At 43.5% G+C, this 19004-nt stretch carries 10 protein-coding genes; 4 read left to right on the forward strand and 6 right to left on the reverse strand.

Features of this window, described 5'->3' with window-relative positions; translation table 11 throughout:
* Positions 1 to 22 precede the first annotated feature (22 nt).
* The 4 genes from HF312_12275 (at position 23) to HF312_12290 (ending at position 7250) form a co-directional block, all read left to right on the forward strand.
* Complete coding sequence (locus tag HF312_12275; GenBank protein MCU7520986.1) at positions 23 to 1291, forward strand: ABC transporter permease; 1269 nt, start codon at positions 23 to 25, stop codon at positions 1289 to 1291.
* Between the two features lie 695 nt (positions 1292 to 1986).
* Complete coding sequence (locus HF312_12280) at positions 1987 to 3033, forward strand: hypothetical protein (GenBank protein MCU7520987.1); 1047 nt, start codon at positions 1987 to 1989, stop codon at positions 3031 to 3033.
* A gap of 180 nt (positions 3034 to 3213) precedes the next feature.
* Positions 3214 to 6354: a T9SS type A sorting domain-containing protein gene (locus HF312_12285; protein ID MCU7520988.1), complete on the forward strand. Its 3141-nt coding sequence runs from the start codon at positions 3214 to 3216 to the stop codon at positions 6352 to 6354.
* Between the two features lie 182 nt (positions 6355 to 6536).
* Entirely contained in the window at positions 6537 to 7250 is a 714-nt protein-coding gene (locus tag HF312_12290) for an ABC transporter ATP-binding protein (GenBank protein ID MCU7520989.1), read from the forward strand.
* A gap of 262 nt (positions 7251 to 7512) precedes the next feature.
* On the opposite strand, the gene HF312_12295 is transcribed toward HF312_12290, so the two are convergent.
* The 6 genes from HF312_12295 to HF312_12320 all read right to left on the reverse strand — a co-directional run bounded on the left by HF312_12295 (position 7513) and on the right by HF312_12320 (position 18912).
* The gene (locus tag HF312_12295) at positions 7513 to 9342 is read right to left on the reverse strand and encodes a hypothetical protein (GenBank protein MCU7520990.1); all 1830 of its coding nucleotides are present in this window, start codon (positions 9340 to 9342) and stop codon (positions 7513 to 7515) included.
* Positions 9343 to 9534: 192 nt separating this feature from the next.
* Positions 9535 to 12054, reverse strand: a complete 2520-nt coding sequence (locus HF312_12300) for a hypothetical protein (protein ID MCU7520991.1) — start codon at positions 12052 to 12054, stop codon at positions 9535 to 9537.
* An 88-nt stretch (positions 12055 to 12142) separates the two neighbouring features.
* Positions 12143 to 13996 (reverse strand): hypothetical protein, encoded by a 1854-nt coding sequence (locus HF312_12305; GenBank protein ID MCU7520992.1) that lies wholly within the window; start codon positions 13994 to 13996, stop codon positions 12143 to 12145.
* A gap of 140 nt (positions 13997 to 14136) precedes the next feature.
* Entirely contained in the window at positions 14137 to 14802 is a 666-nt protein-coding gene (locus tag HF312_12310) for a prolyl oligopeptidase family serine peptidase (protein ID MCU7520993.1), read from the reverse strand.
* Between the two features lie 390 nt (positions 14803 to 15192).
* A complete protein-coding gene (locus tag HF312_12315; protein ID MCU7520994.1) occupies positions 15193 to 17028 on the reverse strand; it encodes a beta-glucosidase in 1836 nt (611 codons plus the stop codon).
* 84 nt (positions 17029 to 17112) lie between these two features.
* Positions 17113 to 18912, reverse strand: coding sequence for a beta-glucosidase (locus HF312_12320; protein ID MCU7520995.1), 1800 nt, complete (start codon positions 18910 to 18912; stop codon positions 17113 to 17115).
* Positions 18913 to 19004: the final 92 nt, after the last annotated feature.

The following is a 19004-nucleotide window of genomic DNA, read 5'->3' on the forward strand; positions in this document are numbered from 1 at the left end:
AATTAAAAAGTATAAGAAACTTTTGAAAGTTAATTACCAGATATTGAATATTGCCTTAAGGCAGCTTACTTCCAGGAAGCGCCAGACACTTTTAACCATATCCGGCATTGGTGTGGGTGTTATGGTGCTTATCTCAGCTGTATCTTTAATGGACGGGCTTTTAAGCAGCTTTATAGATAAGATTGTAAACATTGCGCCTCACGTTGTGGTCTCAGGCGAAAAGATGACTTCACTTGTAAGCGACACCCTATGGCAGGCTGAGAAAGGAACGGCAATAAACCTCATTAAAAATGTTGAACGCCAGGATGAGGAGATAATTAAAAACTATAAGCGCGTTGAAGCTTTAATTAAGTCAGACGCACAGGTGAGCGTTACATCGCCCGTAGTGAATGTGACTGTAATTGCAAAGTTCGGCACAATTACGCAGCCCCTGGAAATTTTCGGCATCAATCCCCGATCTCAGGATGAAATAGTAAAGTTCAGCCAGAATATGACCCAGGGGAGATTCACCGAACTTGAAAAAACGCCCGACGGACTTATGCTTGGCACAACGGCAGCCAAAGACTTCGGCCTTCGCCTTGGTGACAAGCTCCAGTTTGTATCAAACCTCGGCAAGACTTTCCAGGTGAGGGTTGTTGGAATTTATTCAACCGGCATAAACGACATTGATAACAACGCATACGTAAATTTGCGTGTAGCGCAGAACATCGCAGGCTACCGCCCCGATGAGGTAAGCCAGATATATTTAAGGGTAAACGACTTAAAGCGCGATTACGCTGTTGCACGCACAATTGAAAAAGAAACAAACTACAAGTCAAAGACGTGGGAAGAGATCTCATCAAGCGTAATATCACTTTACAAGATGATATCGATGATGGTTTACTTCCTCGTGTTTTTTGTAATACTTGTTGCAGGTTTCGGAGTAGCCAATGTGCTGATAACAAACGTGCTGGAAAAGTACAGGGATATAGCAATACTGAAATCCATAGGATATAAGAAAAAAGAAATTACGGTAATTTATATACTGCAGGGAACGCTGGTTGCAATAATTGGGGCTGCCATAGGGTGTCTTCTGGGATACATCTTAATACTCATAATGGGTTCCATACAGATTACCCCGTCCGAGTCAAACACCTCCATGCGGAGCGACCGTCTTCAGATGGGAAAAAGCCCCTGGTACTTTGTGCTTGCATCGCTATTTGCATTTGTAGTAAGCCTTATTGCATCCATCGGCCCCGCCCGCGGAGCCGCCCGTGTAAACCCTGTGGAAATTTTAAGAGGTGAAAGATAAATAATTTTTTAAATACTATGGAAGGCAGATATGGTATGTTGATTTAAAAAATAAATTCCTTAAACTTTATATTCTTGTGAAGCTGAATTTTGTATTTACATAAAAACTTTAACGACTCATATTTCGAAATATTTTCCCTGCATTCGCTTTTAATTTTCTACGCTCTCCTTAGAGTGTATTTCCTCACACCTTGGACGCATAATGCTGCAATCTGCTCCTGAATAACCAGTAAATAGGTAATTAATTATCAAAATCTAAATTATTTTAGATCCAAGTCTTGACTTTTAAAAATAAGCAAGATAACTTTCTTTCTGTATAGATTATATAAGGCTCCCCAATTTAGTGCCAAATGAAAACAGAAGCCATACATACTGCGATACTTATTCCACTCTCCAAAGCGTCCAAACATCCCTATTCATTTCAGAATAATTCTAGGTCCGAAAACACAGTCAGCGTCCATAAAGAGAATGTGAACAGAACAGCTTTAGACATCAGTGACAAAGAAAAAGAGCATTCTTTTAGAATAGACCCAGTCTATCCTGGCAAGACTGTGCTTTAACGGCTGAATAATCAGACTCCTTTGAAAAATACGTATGCCCCCGTATTTACTTTAAGCTTAGAGGAGTATAACTTAAGAGAGTTAAGCCATTAGTAATTATATTCTTTTTCTCTCTCGAAACATTCAGGGCTTAGAAATGAAAAGAACATTCATCAGCCTTTCTTTCCTCATTTTAATTTCTCAGGCATTCTCATGCAAAGGAGATCCAGTATCCCCCATAGAAGAAAGACCGGGCAGGCGTGACTACGAGTGGAGTGTGGATACTATAAAGAGCACAATGCTCAGCCTCATAAATATCTGGGGCAGCAGACCAAGCGATGTATGGGTGGTAGGAAACAACGGGGACTTTGGAAAGAGACTCATGCACTTTGACGGGGTTTCCTGGTATCAGAGAGGCTGGTGGAGCATGTATTCATGGAGTATCTTCGGTTTTGGGACCAAAGACGCATATATGGGCGGATATGGAATATGGCACTTTGATGGATTCCAGTGGGAAAAGCAGTTTGAACCCAGGCTTGACAGTCTCACGACCAGTGGCGGGGTGATGATAACAGACATAAGAGGAAACAGCCCGAATGACCTCTGGGCCGTCGGCTTCAGCAGTGACTTTGCTGAGACAAACTATGGAGCTATTTATCACAAGTATGCCGATGGGTGGAAAGAGAAAATGGTCCTGAGCAGGAAGAATATTGACCTGTATGAAATACACCCGACAGGAGAAGGCAGTAAATGCCTTATTTATGCCACAAAGTTCACTTATCATCCTTTTTCTGACAGTATGGCTATCTATGAATATGACGGGAATAAAAGCTTGAAAGAAATTGCTGTAGGTTCAGATCACAGCAGAAATTCTGAATGTTTTATCTACAGAATTCAGGGCAAACTGTTAGTTGAAATGAAAGGAATGGTTTATGAGTACTACAAAGGGCAGTATAAAGAATTCATTTCAATAAAAGCTCTAAATAACGGATCTATTATGGGAGGCAGAAATATAAATGATATGTTCATCTGGCAGAGAGAGGGCCTGGCTCATTATAACGGCACAGATACGCAGATCATCTTCAAACTTAAAGATGACATTTGGCTGCACGGCCGTGTGATAGCTTTTGAAAAGGAGATCTTTTTTATGGGCTCTGATCAAAAAGGAGATTACTACCTTGTGAAAGGAAAACTGAAGGATTAAAACATATGAGAAGCTATAGCTCAGAAGAAATTCAAGGGACAGTGTTGGCGCACTGCCCCCTGGGTTAAATAGTCCACCTAAAGGCTCGCTACCTTAATAATCCTGCTATCTCGGCAGGACCGGGGGCTATTTATGTTTAAAATAACACTTATTTACACAAATTACTAATTGGGAGGAGAAATGAAAAGTTATTTCCTTAAAGCCGGTTCAGATAAGATACTTTTGATCTTATTCTTGTTGCTGATTTCTTTCTCGGTTTCATTTCCTCAGGAAAGTACCAAGACATACGATGTTACAAATAGGAATCTGATTCAAAAATATTTGTACCCTGATGGGCAGTGCAGTTTTTTTGATGGTTTTCCATTTGACTATGGTGTCTACATTGGTAGTTCTACTGAAGCCAAAACTATTCGCCGCTCAATATGTGAATTTCCAATTAATTTTCCGGCAGGTGCTTATGTAACTAATGTGGAGTTTATTTATAAAAACGATGTTTCATACGCTTCAAATTTCAGGTTGTACTATATTCCTGACATAGGAAGCAGCTTAAAATATGCCGATCTGTGGGCAATGACTGAAGCAAGCGGAGTAACAGAACTTGACTTTTTTGTTGGAACCTCAGCTCGTACTGTTGAAATGAGTATAACTAAATTGCGGGACTTTGTTAATAATGCAATTGAATCGGGAAAAACCAAAATTTATCTCGGTTTAAGAGCTGCTAATGAAAACGAATCCACAACTGCAAGCTCCTTCGAAAAGTTGCAGTTAAGGTATACTTATGAAATAGGAACAAAATATACAATTAAGAACAGTAACGGTATAGGTAAGATCGACCTCAGTATTAACAACGGTCCTTTTTCTGAAGTACCTGGTGATACCGTAATTAGAAAAAAGATTGGAACAGTCATTAAATTAAGGGCAAAGGAAGAACAGTTTGATGGTACTCACTACTGGGTTTGGAATCAGGACCCCAATACAGTACAATCTACGAAAAGTTATTGGTCCAAAGACAATAAATTAAATATAATTACATTTGGAAATATTGAAGTTCAAGATGCCGCAAATGAAAATGAATTTTATGTGACTTACACTGCCCAACTATGGAAAAAATATGTAATCAACCGAGTAGACAAAACAGAATTCGACGGAAACTTTCAGACAAATGATCTAACCCGTGTGGTAGAAGGAAACAGCCTAAATATCCCGTATTCAGAAACTCTTACAAAAACAACAGGGACCTATGACTTTGCAGGATGGGAAGATGGAGAAGGTTCATTAAGAACACCAACTGACAATGCAACTTATACTGCCCTTTATAAAATTCCTAATAAATCAAATGCTTCAACAGCCTTCTCAAGCTCAAGCCAGCGGAAATTTATCCGTACTCCTGACGGCAGCCTTCACATGGTTTATGAAAGCATGGGTTACGTCTGGTATGAAAGGAGCAGTAATGAGGGCGCTTCTTGGGAGATGATGAATGATGGAAAACCTATAAGTGGTTCCGGGGGAAAGTCCCCATCCATAGATTATGCTGACCTAAACGGCTACGGCTACATAGGTATTGTATTCCAGGAAGGAAGTGATATCAGGTACTGCTCGGTAGAATACAGCAAGAATGAGAGTAGTACCATATTTTATCCTTTAAGTTATCCTGAAAATCCAATTTTCAATGATCTTTCGGAAGGTGAAGCAATGCCTGTTATAGCTTTCGGAAAGATCCCCTATGGAGAGTTCCTGGTTGTATGGAAGGATAACAGGAACAATTATGACGGGCAGGAGGACGGCTTCTATGGTGCATACTGCAGCCATGACGGGAATTATATTTATTACATGAACTATATAGAAGGCATTAACAGCGGAACTAAATCACTTCATCCATGCCTTGTATCCAACAAGCTGGACAACAATACATTCCACCTTGCATGGGAAGATAATATTTCGGATGTAGCAGGGCAGAAGTCAGGTTCGATCAGCTACGCAAGGCTTTCTGTCAGCCAGGGAGTGCCTCAGGGAATAATATGTAACAAATATAATGCAAATATATCCAATGGAAGCGGACTAATAAAAAACTCAATGCCCTCTATGATAGTAGGATCTGACAATAATAACGGAGTCAGGTTAGCCTGGATTGGCGATAATAACCAGGGACAGTGGAGTGACGTCTTTAGGGGAATGTTCTCTGATGGGACGTGGAACCCTAGGTTCTGGAAGTTTGGAAGCCGCGTTATTTCCCAGAGCCTGAACCTGGGAAGTGACGGATATTTTCTTACATTCAGTGAATTCTACTACTACAATGTATGCCAGAACCGCTTTACGGACAGCCGGACGCTGTCGAATATCTATACTCTTAATACCACAGGACGTAATGTTCAGCTGAACAATGATGCCGGCGGAACTTCAAGAAAGATGTTCGTCATGAGCTTCAACAATACTGCGGGTTCTCTTCCTTTAAGCTTCACAAAGTCAAATTCCATCGGGAGCTATTACGGACTGTACAAGGAAAATTCCACGCAGACATCAGGCAGAAGCATTGTCCTGAGGTCAGACAGCCTCTCTGAGTTTTATTTTTCACTTCAGGACATGTCTATTGACGAAAAGCCTGTTAAATTCATGGACGTAAGTGACACGCTTAGAATTACTGATGTAAATGGCCTGAATAAATACATGACGACTGAGCCTTTTACGCTTACTGATAATTCTAAATTCTTATTTAATTTAAATTACGGAGTGACCGAATCATCCGCGGCGTTAAAGGCTCTGGGAAAAGATGGAAGCATTTCCTATACGCTAGATCTCATAGATGCGGAAGGAAGAGTTCTTCAGAGCTTTAATAAAATCAATCTTTCAAAAGACCAGTTTATTAAGAATAAGCAGAGCTCATTCCAGGTAAACCCGAAAGGAATTGGAAACAAGACAGTCAGAATGAGGCTCAGGACTGAAGTAAACTTAGATGCTGAATGTTTTCTTGTCGACAGCCACAGCGTTCCTGATGAGAGTGGCACTATGTACAAGGCTGCAGAAATAGAAAAGATTGACTATAGCGGAGAGAAAGTTGTAAAGGAATATGCCATCAGCCGTAACTACCCCAACCCATTCAACCCTTCCACAGTTATAGATTATCAGGTTCCTAAGACATCAAAAGTCACACTCAAGATTTTTGACATGCTAGGACAGGAAGTCGCAACTCTTGTAAATGAGGTTAAGGAGACAGGAAGGTATGAGGTGGAATTCAATGCTTCAAGCCTGCCTTCAGGGACCTATATATATGAGATCCGGGCCAATGACTTCGTTAAGAGCGGCAAGATGATGCTTCTCAAGTGATAGATTGAAACAACAATAAAAGAACCGGAGGCGGGTAATGCCTGCCTCCGGTCGGCAAAACAGGAATATTTACTCTAACTTTTTAGTATTCAATTCTAAAACTTAATTGACATTTCTTTGCTTTTATTTCTATCTTTTAACCATGTTGTATTATAATTTATATTAACTGAAGTCAAATAAAAATGTATAACACAATAATCCGTTTTGAACACGTCTCAAGAACGCTGGTCTCAAAGTCCAATGGCACCGAGGTGGATACAACCATACTTCCCGACCTGTCCTTTGAGATTGAAAAAGGTGAATTTACAGCAATTACGGGTCCCTCGGGCTCCGGTAAAACCACAATGCTTTACCTCATGGGAGGCCTGGACAAACCGACCTCAGGAAAAGTGTTTCTTGAAGATCTTGAGATATCCTCAATGAATGAAGATGAGCTCTCCGAAGTACGAAACGCAAAGATGGGTTTTGTCTATCAGTTTCATTTTCTTCTTCCCGAATTCTCGGCTTTAGAGAACGTTATGATGCCCATGATTGCGCGCGGCAAATATTCTTCCGCGCAGGCAAAGAAAAAAGCCACTGAGCTTTTAAGCGGCGTAGGGCTTTCGGATAAGCTCCAAAGCCGCCCCAACCAACTCTCGGGAGGCCAGCAGCAGAGGGTTGCTATAGCGCGCGCCCTTGCAAACGACCCTTTGGTCCTCCTTACAGACGAGCCGACTGGAAACCTCGACTCAAAAAACTCCGCCATGGTATTTGACCTATTCAAAGAATTAAACGAAAAGCACAAGCAGACAATCATAGTAGTAACGCACGACGAAACCTTTGCCGAACGCACGCAAAGAATCATTCACATACTGGACGGCAAAATCCACAGCGACACACGCCTGAAAGATCATTAACGCTGCAGACCAAATGGAAAATGTAATGGAAATGTACATATCCGTTGTATTGAAATGCCGCGGTCAGCGGCATAGTGTTGATAGCCCGGCGGTGACCAAATTCGCCGTGGCGAATGTAGGAACCCCGGGAAAATGATCGCAAACAATCCACGCGCGCCGCGGCCAGCCGCGCCACGTTCCCATTCGATAAGGAACGGGCACAAAAAAAGCCCAAAATTTTCATTTTGAGCTTTTTTGAAATATTAAATATTCGGGCTGAAGTTTACGGATTGTAATTCTTCATCTTCTTAAACTGCTTGAACCACTCGAACCATGGGGCTGTGTATGGCACTGCCGCAATCCTTCCGCCAAAACCCAGGTAGCGCGATGTGAACATCTGTATGGTCGTTACGTTCAGGTTCTTTAAGGCTCCGTCATTTATCTTTACCCCATACTTCTGTGCCAGCTTTACCGTGTAGCCGTCAAATGCATCGGTCAGCTTTTTATTGAAAAGATCATCTTTGTACTGATCCTTCAATTCTTCAAAAGGCTTCGAAAGAGAATCCCTCTTTTCCTTTCTGTCAATAAGCTTAAAAATTGAATACCCGTTTCCAAGCTGCATGGGACCGTAAACTTCCCCAACTTTCATCTTGGCAGCCGTTTTGCCTAACTCACCATACATATTTATCGGGAAAAATCCGTATTCACCGCCTTTATTCTTTGTCGCTTCCCTCTTGTTGTAGATCTTGGCCAGATCACGGAAATCCTTGCCCGCTTTAAGTTCGTTTAATATGGTTTCAATTTCCCCTAAGTCCTTTGTGAATATCTCAATTACATTTACCTCGGGAACGGGGGCTCCGCTGTTGAGCTTGTTGTAGTATTCCTGAACTTCTTCGTCACTTACCTTGGCTGAATCCAGGAACTTGTTCCTCAGAATCTGGCTTATGTAATTCTCCTTCCAGAGCTTCATATCGCTTTTTACTTCAGGCATGTTCTGAAGCCCTCTTCTGTAGCCTTCCCTGGAAAGGATCTCCTGCGAAATATAGTCATTTAGGTACGTTCTCAGCTTTCCAACAACTTTTTCATATGTGGGCTCTTTTACAGTAAAGCCGTCAGTAACGAAACTGTAAAGGAAATCCCTGAGCGATACTGACTTATCCTTAAAATGAATGAGTGCCATATTAAGCGAGTCGCGCCCGAATTGGCTTATCATTTTAGAGACGTCGCGTTCATCCAGGTTCACGTTTGAATTCTTAAATTCAGGACGCTTTGCCTTCTCGATCAGAAGGGCTGCGGATTTCCCGACCACATTCCAGAACAAGGGCCCGCTTGTCGTTACTTCGGCCTTAGGCATAAATTCATTAAGAAAAGCCGTTTCAAGCTTTTTTGCCTTACGCTGCTTAATAATGTCACGCGCCTTTTTTGTGGTTTCATCTGCCTTTTTATTATTAAAGACAACTTCTTCCTTGTTCTTTAATTTGAAAATGAACCAGCCGTTTTCTGTCCTTAAGGGCTGCGATATATTCCCCACTTTCATTGCATAGAGCGAGTCTTCAATCCGTTCATCTTCCATCTGTCCGTATGTTATTGCCAGGGGCAGCTCCTGGTCCTTGTATTCAGGCCTTGTGTGCAGAAGTGAGTCGAATGAGGCACCCTTCTTTAATGCGGCATAAATATTAAATATTTCTGAAGAATCCCCGGAGCTGATAATGTTTGCGCTAAGCTTAAAGCCTGTTCTGAAAGTGCCTTTAATTAACTCCTCACCGCTTATCTTAATTTTATTTTCCACTTCCTGCTTGTAAAGGGCGTCTTTTACATAAAGCTTCTCAATCGACTTCATGGAATATTTTATTATCTCTGTTGTGTCCATCCCTAAGCGCGCGGCTTCCTGCGCCCAGAGCTTCTCGGCAACAAGCGAATAAAGGAATTCATATTTAAGAGAATCAATTAAATCCTGATTCTTACTGATATGCGGCATCAGCTCATAGCGCGTTCTGTATTCATTGGCGCTGATTTTCTCCTTGCCCGCCGTGGCAATAACTTTTTCTTTTTCCTGAGCTGAAATAAACTGGCTTAAAGAAATGATAAGGACTAAAATATATAGCTTTTTCATAGATATCCTGGCCTGTGGAATCTTGTTTGAAATACACTGAAAATAGATTTATTTGTTCTGCCTATTATCGGAATAAAAATGTTACTTCTTTACCCGGGCAGTAAATATATTCAATTTTATGCTGATATTAAAAATATAAAACCCTCAGGAAAAACTATCCTGAGGGTAAGAATTCTTTTACTATTTATATACTCAAATTGAAAATGAGCCTGTAAGCCTGATGTCTTCAGAGGAAGATCCAACAAGAACTTCAAACTTGCCCGGCTCCATTACCCAGCTCTTCTTTGCGGGATCAAAATACGACATTGCGTTTTTGTCCAGCGTGAAGCTGACCGTCTTCTTCTCTCCGGGTTTGAGGTAAACCTTCTTAAAGCCTTTGAGCTCCTTCATGGGGCGGTCAATTGAAGATTCCACGTCTCTTAAGTAAAGCTGTGCAACTTCGCCACCCATAACTTTGCCCGTATTCTGAATGCTGAAGCTGACCTGAACTTTACCGTCTTTATCTGCAGGGGAGACTTTTATGTCGCTGTACTTAAAGTCAGTGTATGAAAGCCCAAAGCCAAACGGGAAAAGAGGCTTAATGTTATTCTTCTCAAAATGGCGGTAGCCTACATAAATTCCGTCTGAATAATAAGTAACGCTGTCCTGTGACTTATATGTATTGTAGGCCGAGCAGTCTTCCCATTTGTGCGGGAATGTAACAGGTAGTTTTCCTGACGGGTTATATTTACCTGTAAGCACGTCCACTATGGCATCCGACATCAGTTCGCCGCCAAACCAGGTCTCAAAAACTCCCTGAACGTCATTAAGCCACTGGTCCATAAGCACCGGGCTTCCCGAGGTAAGAACAACAACGACATTCTTGTTTGCTTTTGCTACTTCTTTTATGAGCTCATCCTGTCCGTCCGGAAGTACAAGGTTATCCCTGTCGCGCCCTTCAGTCTCTACATTGAAATTTGTGCCGGCAAAAATGAGTGCCGCGTCTGAATTCTTTGCGGCGTTTATTGCCTGCTCAAGAAGTTTTCCTTCGGGCTGCTTCCATCCCAGGCGTGCTGCAGCGCCGCCGCCATTTTCGTAGAATTCCATGCGCAACTTGTAATACTTTCCTGCCTCAAGCGTAGCTTTTGCATATATGGAAGTTAATGCATGGTCCGTCCAGTCCTCGGCAAGCTTCTGGTCGTTTAGATAAAACCTCGCACCGTCATCCGTAGCGAAGTCGAAAATGTAATCTCCTGACTTTGCAACTTTAACATAGCCCGTCCACCTGACTGAAAACTTGTCTTTCTGGAAACCTTCCTTCGGACCCCCGTCGCCATAGTCAAAGTTTATTTCCTTATCAACTCTTGTAAAGGCTGGTGTGCCCGATAAATCCATGTTGCTGAAATATTCCCCTTTTAGCCCGTGCTCTTTTCCCGACTCGTCTGTAAAAAGGAAGTCAGAGGAAATCGGGTTTGTATCGCCCGAGGTTTCAACACCTTTGGCAAAGTTTATTTTTACCTTCTTGCCTAAAGCCTTCTCCAAAGCTTCAAGCGGGCTTACAGAAGTAAGGGGACTTACCATTGAGCTTCCGCCTCCCCCGGTTCTTAAAGTCTTGGCATTTGGGCCGATTACTGCAATGGACTTAATGTTCTTCAGGTTCAGAGGAAGAATGTTGTTGCTGTTCTTAAGAAGTACAATTCCGGCTCTTTCGGTTTCATATGCCGCCTGACGGTTTTCTTTTGTTCCTAAGAGGCTCTTATCTTCCTTGCCCGGGTTTTCAAAAAGCCCCAGCTTGAATATTACTCTTAAAATCCTTGTAACCTTGTCGTCAATTACTGATTCTTTGATTGTACCGTTCTTAACGGCTTCCATAAGTGTCTTTTGGTTGAGATACTCTCCTGTAGGCATTTCAAGATCCAGGCCTCCCTGTGCAACGGGAATGGATGAGTGTACTGCCCCCCAGTCACTCATAACAAGCCAGTTAAAGCCCCACTGCTTCTTCAGCATGTCCAGAAGGAGATAGTCGTTTTCGCTTGCAAAGTGCCCGTTTACCTTGTTGTATGCGCACATAACTGCCCAGACGTCGGCATCCTGAACGGCAGCCTTGAATGCAGGAAGATAGATTTCATTAAGCGCTCTTTCGTCAACCTTTACGTCTACAAACATGCGCTGAAATTCCTGGTTGTTGCATGCAAAGTGCTTTACAGTTGCGGCAACGTTTTCCTTCTGCACACCTTTAATGTAAGGAACTGTCATTTGTGTGGTAAGAAAAGGATCTTCCCCGAAACTTTCAAAGTTACGTCCTCCCTGTGGAATGCGCGCAATATTGACGCAGGGGCCTAAAATCACGTGGCGCCCCTTGGATTTTACTTCACGCCCTATTGCCTGCCCGATTTTTCCGATCAGCTCCGGCTCCCAGGTTGCACCCATTGCAATTCCTGAAGGAAAAGCGGTTGACTTTTCCCATCTTACGCCTAAGGGGCCGTCGGACATTTTAAGTTCAGGAATCCCAAGCCTTTCAATAGGCTTTGTTGCAAAGCCTGTTCCGCCCAAAAGATCAATCTTTTCTTCCAGAGTCATTCTCTTAAGCAGGTCACCTACCCTCTCCTCAATCGGGAGTTTTGGATTTTTATAAGGTGCTTTGCCTTCCGGCATCTTACTTCCCATGAATATTACTGCAATAAATGCTAATAGTGGTAATATTTTAATTTTACCGTAAAAATGAAGCTTCATTTTTTATTCCTTAGTTGTTTATAGTTAGTTGGTGTTACCCTTTTTATCTCCTTTCAAGCCCTGAACTCTTTTCAGTGGCTTTGACCTTTTATTTCCTGCTGAACATTAAAATTGTAGCTGCAAATTCGGCGTTGCACCAGGATAGAGGTGAAGCCGGGCTGCAGTCCGACTGATTTAAGTAAATCCTTTCAGGCATAAGCCCGTATGAGTTGGCGTTACTGATCATCCAGTCTATATGCATTTTTGCAGCGTCTTTACTTCCGTATAAAATCTGGTACTGCGCTGAGGCGGGAGTTGTAAAAAAGAACAGGTCGCTTCCGTAGCCGCTTAAGCCCGGATCGGGAGCCTCAAAGTACTGCACGCCGCCGCCGGCCTTAACGTTGTTCTTCTGTATAAAATCATTTGTTTTTCTAACCATATCGTTATCCGGAAATCCCCACAATACCCCAAAGTTCATTGAGGTGTCCCAGAGGAATAATGTGTCTTTGGATGGCTCTGTAATGCTTACGTTTCCTTCAGACTTTCTTCCGAATGACCTCACGTCAGCAAGTATCTCCCTTTTCCTGTCAAACATCTTTATAAGTGAAGACGCGATTTTTTCAGATGCGGCTTTATATGCTTCTGACTTTTCCCTGTCACCCTGCAGACCGGCAAATTCCGACGCCGTCTTAAGTGCCGCGGAGCTTGTCATATTGGTTGAAGGCAGGTACCCCGTCCACTCCACAATCCCTCCTTCAAAAAGAAGGCCCTTTTTGTCTATGTGGCTTACAAGAAAGTCTGCCAGTTCATAGATAAAATCCTTTTCTGAAAGCCACTTTCCGGTCAATTTATGGTATTCATTTATCAGCTGAATTAAATACCCGTTAGCATCCCACTCCGGCTCGTCATAACGGGCTCCGCTTCCGGCGTCTACTGCTTTTGTATATGCGTCATATCGCGCAAAGAATTCACCTTTGGATTTCTTTGGTATTTCAGGATTCATCCAGAATTTAATTACGCTTTCGGCTTCTTCTGTGTGACCTGTAAGAAGGAAAACCCTGGCTGCCATCATGGCGTCTCTCGGGTAAAGCTGCGGCATGTTGTTTGTTACAAACTGCCCTGTTATGTCGGCTGGAATCATGCCGTTTAAGTTTGCGGACTTAACGGCGTATAAATTTCTTTTGTAGAATTCCAGATACTTTTCACCTTCGGCACCGCTAAACTGGGGCATTTTGCCTTTTTTAAGCCACTTCGTCCAGTACTCAGAGGCTGTCTTCTTAAGATCCGCCTCATCCTTAAGAGACTTTATTTTTTCTTTTGCCTCCTCAGTGCTTCCGGCGGCAACGGTTATTACTTCAAGCAGTTCCTTGTTTTTAACCTGGCCGTATATTGAAATTGTGGAGTCACTTACTTCAAGTATGTGTCTGGAAAACTTTGGTGCAACGGCTATTACAGTCCCGTTTGACCACACGGCATAGGCAGTGTTTCCTTCCTTCCTAAGCGAGGTAAGCGTGGTCCTGCGGTCTGTTATTATGCTTTTTCTTAAAAGCATTTCAAACTTCTGTGCGTGTGAAGCTCCGGCGCCTTCAACTTCCAGGGATAAAATGACCGCGTCTTTAGGGTGCACAAAGCAGCGAACCTTTGTAACCTTGCCCCCTTCGGTTGCTGCGCGCGTAAGCGTAGTAAAAAAATTCTCCATGCCGATAGATTTGCTGTTATTCTTGTGAAGCCGCATGCGTCCCGGGGCTTCATCGGTAAGTGTAAATGAGGTGGATGCAATGTAGTCAGCCGTATAATCCTTATAGTAGAAGTGCTGAAGGCCTCTGAGCTTCGAGATGGCGCTTATCCTGTCGTCATCTGAATATACGGCGCAAACCTGCCCGTTACCCAGTATGGAGCTCCCTTTCCATGGGCGGTCTGTGGCTTTAAGCGTATCTGTGCCGGCAGTTAAAAATGTAGACATAGAGACTAACAGGAAACTTAATTTTGTTATAAAACAGGCGGACCTCTTTAACATCTGGAATTATCCTCCCCGGTAATATTAAATAAGAATAAAAGGAAAAAACGGACTGAAAGGCCGCGCTTAAGCGCGGCCTTTCAGTTTCAGTCATAATGGTTATTGGTTTGTTTTAACATCCACTCATAAAGCTTAGGATTGTTGTAGGTCTCGGTCCAGGAGTCGTGCCCGGCATCGGGATATACGGTAAACTGAATGTTTCCTCCGCATTTTTTGAGCGCGTTTACTAGTTCTTCGGATTTATCAAAAGGTACCGAGCGGTCCTTCTTCCCGTGGAATGTCCAGATGGGAAGGTGCTTCAGGCTGCAGACCGTAGAAACGTTACCCCAGCCGCATATGGGCGCAATGGCTGCAAACCTGTCGGGATAAGTTTCTGCCATTTTCCACGTTGCGTAGCCTCCCATGCTGAGGCCCGTAACGTAGAGCCTCGCGGGATCAATTTCGTATTTATCCTGAATCTCATTTATAAGTGAGTCAAGCGTGCCGATGGACCACATCTGGTCCTCGGGGCACTGCGGTGAAACAAGAATAAAAGGAAAGTCCTTCCCCTGTTCAACAAGTTTCGGGGGCCCGTGCCTTTTAACAATATTTATATCAGAACCCCTTTCACCTGCCCCATGCAGGAAAAGTACTAAAGGCCACTTCTTTTCATCTTTGCCGTAATCCTGCGGTAGATAAAGAAGGTAATCGGTTGAAACCCTGGTCTTGACTAATTTTGATAAATGCTTGATCTGCTGGCGGGAAGTTTTCATATCAGTTGTCTCCTTTGTGGCAGAGCAGCCAGTAAAGAAGTTCATGCCGGCTAAAAATAACCCTGCAATTATTAGTTTCTTCATAAGGGCTAATCCTTAATTGCATTGTAAAATGTGCCATAAATGTGTTCCCCTGAAAAAGTTTAAAAATCCTGGTTCTGCTGAAATCTGCCTTTTTTAGTAAATATCTGTAATATTGCAGAATAAAATTATGTCAAAATTTTTCAGTAAAACCGCACCTTTTCTTTTCTGGAACACTCGGAAAAAGAGCATAAATTACTTCCTTTTTCACCCGGGAAGCAATTTACAAATTTGTTTAAATAAAGAATCCCCCTCCGTATTTTACTGAAACGTTTCAGTATGGAGGGGGAAATCAGATTGACCTGTGACTTATTTCTTCGTCACTTTTTTATCATAATGTAACCCAAAACCGTATTTGAAAAGGGGATCGTAATTCTTGTCCCCGATGTTTATCGGAACCTGCGACATTGTCTTCGGCCATGAGTGTGTCAGCTTGCCTGTAAAGTTATAGTCTCCGAAGAGCACGTCTGCTATTCCCTGCCCCTCAGTTCCCGGCAGCCAGGCTGCCACGAAAGCATCTGTATACTTTAAGACCGGGTCAATTATTAGTGGCCTTCCTGAAAAGAGCACTACAACTACCGGAATACCGGCTTTTTTAACCTGTTCAATTGCCTTTATGTCTTCAGGATTCAGACTGAGGTCGCTTGTATCGCCAAGCATTTCTGCATAGGGGTTTTCACCTACAACCACAACACCCAGGTCGGCTCCTTCGGCGCCTGAACCGTCTTTGGAGAAAGTAACGTTTGTCGAAGGAACGGTATTCTTTATTGCCTGAAGTACAGTTGTGCCGCCTGTTGTAACGTCACCTAACTGCCCCTGCCAGCTTATTGTCCAGCCGCCGCACTGCATTCCTATATCACCAGCGCCTCTTCCGGAAACGTGTATTCTCTTTAAGTTCTTTGAAATTGGAAGCGTATTGTTCGAGTTCTTAAGAAGAACAAGCGACTGCCTTACGCATTCGCGGGCAACTTCCCTGTGCTCTTTGGAGCCTATCTTTGCCGTTAAAGCCTTGTCTGTGTAAGGATGATTGAACAGATCCATGTCGAATTTAACCTTAAGAATTCTTCTTACGGCGTCATCAATTCTTGCAACAGGAACTTTTCCTTCCTGAACCAGCTCTTTTAAGTCTTTAATGAATTCTTTGTAGTTGTTCTTTTTCTGTGAGCCGTTCGGTATCATTATCATATCCAGCCCGGCATTGATTGAAAGCTCAACGTCCTCCTTGAAGTCCGGAGAAATCTGGTCAATTGCTGCCCAGTCTGAAACGAGGAATCCCTTAAAGCCAAGCTCTTTTTTCAGAACGTCGGTAAGGAGGTACTTGTGCTGGTGCATCTTAACGCCGTTCCAGCTGCTGTAGGAAACCATTATTGTTGTAACTCCGGCCTTTATGGCCTCAGCATAACCGGGGAGGAAGAGTTTGCGGAATGTCTTTTCGTCGCAGACTGTATTTCCCTGATCTTTTCCGTTCATCGTTCCGCCGTCACCGGCAAAGTGCTTTGCGCATGCAAGGATTGAACTTCCGTCTGAAAGTTTCTTGCCCTGCAATCCAAGTACTGAAGCCCTCGACATGGTTTTTGTAATTTCAGGAGTCTCGCCAAAGCCTTCGTATGTGCGTCCCCACTTTTCGTTCCTCGGAACGGCAACGCACGGGGCAAATGTCCAGTCGATTCCTGTTCCAGCGATCTCTTCGGCAATTACATGATTGGCTTTTTCAACCAGACCAGGGTTATTTGTTGCACCCAGGCCCACGTTGTGAGGAAATATTACTGCACCTTTAACATTATTGTGGCCGTGAACGCCGTCAATTCCGTATATCATCGGTATCTTAAGGCGGCTCTGCAGTGCATATGACTGGTATTTGTCGTAAACATTGGCCCAGCCTTCGGGTGAAATGTCCTTAGGTTCCGAGTTTCCGCCGCTTAACATCGATCCCAAAGCAAGTGTCTTAATATCTTCCAGGTCATCAAGGGCATCCATGTCAACCTGTGTCATCTGTCCGATCTTTTCATCTAAAGTCATTATAGAGAGCAGAGAATCCACTTTCACCAGTGTTTTCTGCTTTTTTACCTTCGGAGTGCCTCCGGTAAACAAAAATAAAGCAAGTAGTGGAACAGCAAGAAGTACTATTCCTTTTGATCTTTTCATCATTACCTCATTAGAATAGATAGTTTATTAGTTAATATTAGAACAAAAAAATGTCTGAACTATAAATGTCTTAACCAAAGATCCTTAAAAAGAAAGGCCAAAGCCGTATTCAAATAAAGGCTCATAGGTCTTGTCGCCGGCGTTAATCGGAATCTGTGTCATCGCTTGGGGCCAGCTGTGTGAAAGCTTGCCCGTGGGTTTGTAGTCCCCGAAAAGAATGTCTGCAACGCCCTGCCCCTCACTCCCCGGCAGCCAGGCTGCCATAAAGGCGTCTGTTTTATTAATAATGTCGCTTATTATCATGGGCCTTCCTGAGACGAGTACAGTAACAACGGGAATGCCGGCGTTCTTAAGGTTTGTAACTACTCTTATGTCTTCGGCTGAAAGCCTGAGGTCCGTGCGGTCGCCCCCGCCTTCAACATACGGAGTCTCGCCTATTACAGCAATTGCAAAGTCCATTCCCTGTGCGCCGGAACCGTCGGCTGAATAAGTAACCTTAGTTGCTGCTGAAACTGTATTCTTAATTGCCTGAAGAATTGTTGTGCCTGTTGTTATGTTTCCGCTCTGCCCCTGCCAGCTTATTGTCCAGCCGCCGCACTGATTGCCGATGTCGTTGGCGTTTTTCCCGGCGACTATGATATTCTTCGCGCCTTTGGACAGCGGAAGCATATTGTTCAAGTTTTTTAACAATACCATTGATTCCCGGACGCACTGCCTGGCAACTTCCCTGTGGGCGTCTGAGCCAAAAGAAGCAATTAAACTTTTATCCGTGTAGGGATTTTCAAACAGGTGCATCTGAAGTTTTACCCTTAAAATGCGCCTTACGGCATCGTCTACTCTTGCCATGGGAATCCTCCCTTCCTGAACCAGTTCCTTCATTGCAGTTATAAACTGTTTCCAGTTGCCGGGCTCCATTGCCATGTCAAGCCCTGCATTAATGGCTGTTGCCACCTGGGTTTTATAGTCTCCCGGCAGCTGTTCAATTCCGGCCCAGTCGGAAACGAGAAAACCCTTAAATCCCAGCTCATTTTTCAGAACGTCTGTAAGAAGGTACTTATGCGAGTGCATCTTAACGCCGTTCCAGCTGCTGAAAGAAACCATAATGGACCCCACACCGGCTTTAATGGCTGCAATGTAACCCGGAAGGTGCACTTTCCTTAAAGTTTCTTCATCTATAACGGTATTGCCCTGGTCGTGCCCGTCAGTTGTTCCGCCGTCGCCTACAAAATGCTTGGCGCAGGCAAGGACTGAGGCGGGGCTGTCAAACTCGCTTCCCTGAAATCCTTTAACTGCAGCCTCGGCCATCATTGCCTGGAGTTCCGGAGTCTCCCCGAAACCTTCGTATGTGCGCCCCCACCTTTCGTTTCTTACTACTGCAATGCAGGGGGCAAAAGTCCAGTCTATGCCTGTAGCGGCAATCTCCTCGGCAGTTATTCTGGCTGCTTTTTCTACTAGGGATGGGTTACGCGTACAGCCAAGGGCAATGTTGTGAGGGAATATTACGGCACCTTTGACATTATTGTGCCCGTGAACCGCATCAACTCCATATATAAGAGGTATTTTTAGGCGCGTCTTAAGAGCGTACGTCTGGAAACCATCATACATATTTGCCCAGCCCGGGGCTGAGTTATCCTGCGGGGCGCTTCCACCTCCGCTTAGAATAGAGCCGATAAAATAGTCGCGCACATCTTCAGGTTTTACGGAAGCTCTTTCGGCCTGCGTCATCTGGCCGATTTTTTCTTCCAGCGTCATCTGAGAAAGCAGGTCCTCGACTTTCTTTTCAATTGATGTTGTTTCAGGCTGCATTGGGTTTTGCTCATCTTTTTTGCACGAAACGTTTAACAGACCAATAGACAGGAACGACATTAAAAGGAATTTTTTCATCATTAAATTAGTCCGGGTTACAGTGTTTAATTATTCAGGTGTTTGTATAAGAAGTTTTCAGTAGAAAAAAAGAACACGCCCTAAAAGGCGTG

The sequence above is a fragment of the Ignavibacteria bacterium genome (assembly GCA_025612375.1).
Classification (GTDB): domain Bacteria; phylum Bacteroidota; class Ignavibacteria; order Ignavibacteriales; family SURF-24; genus JAAXKN01.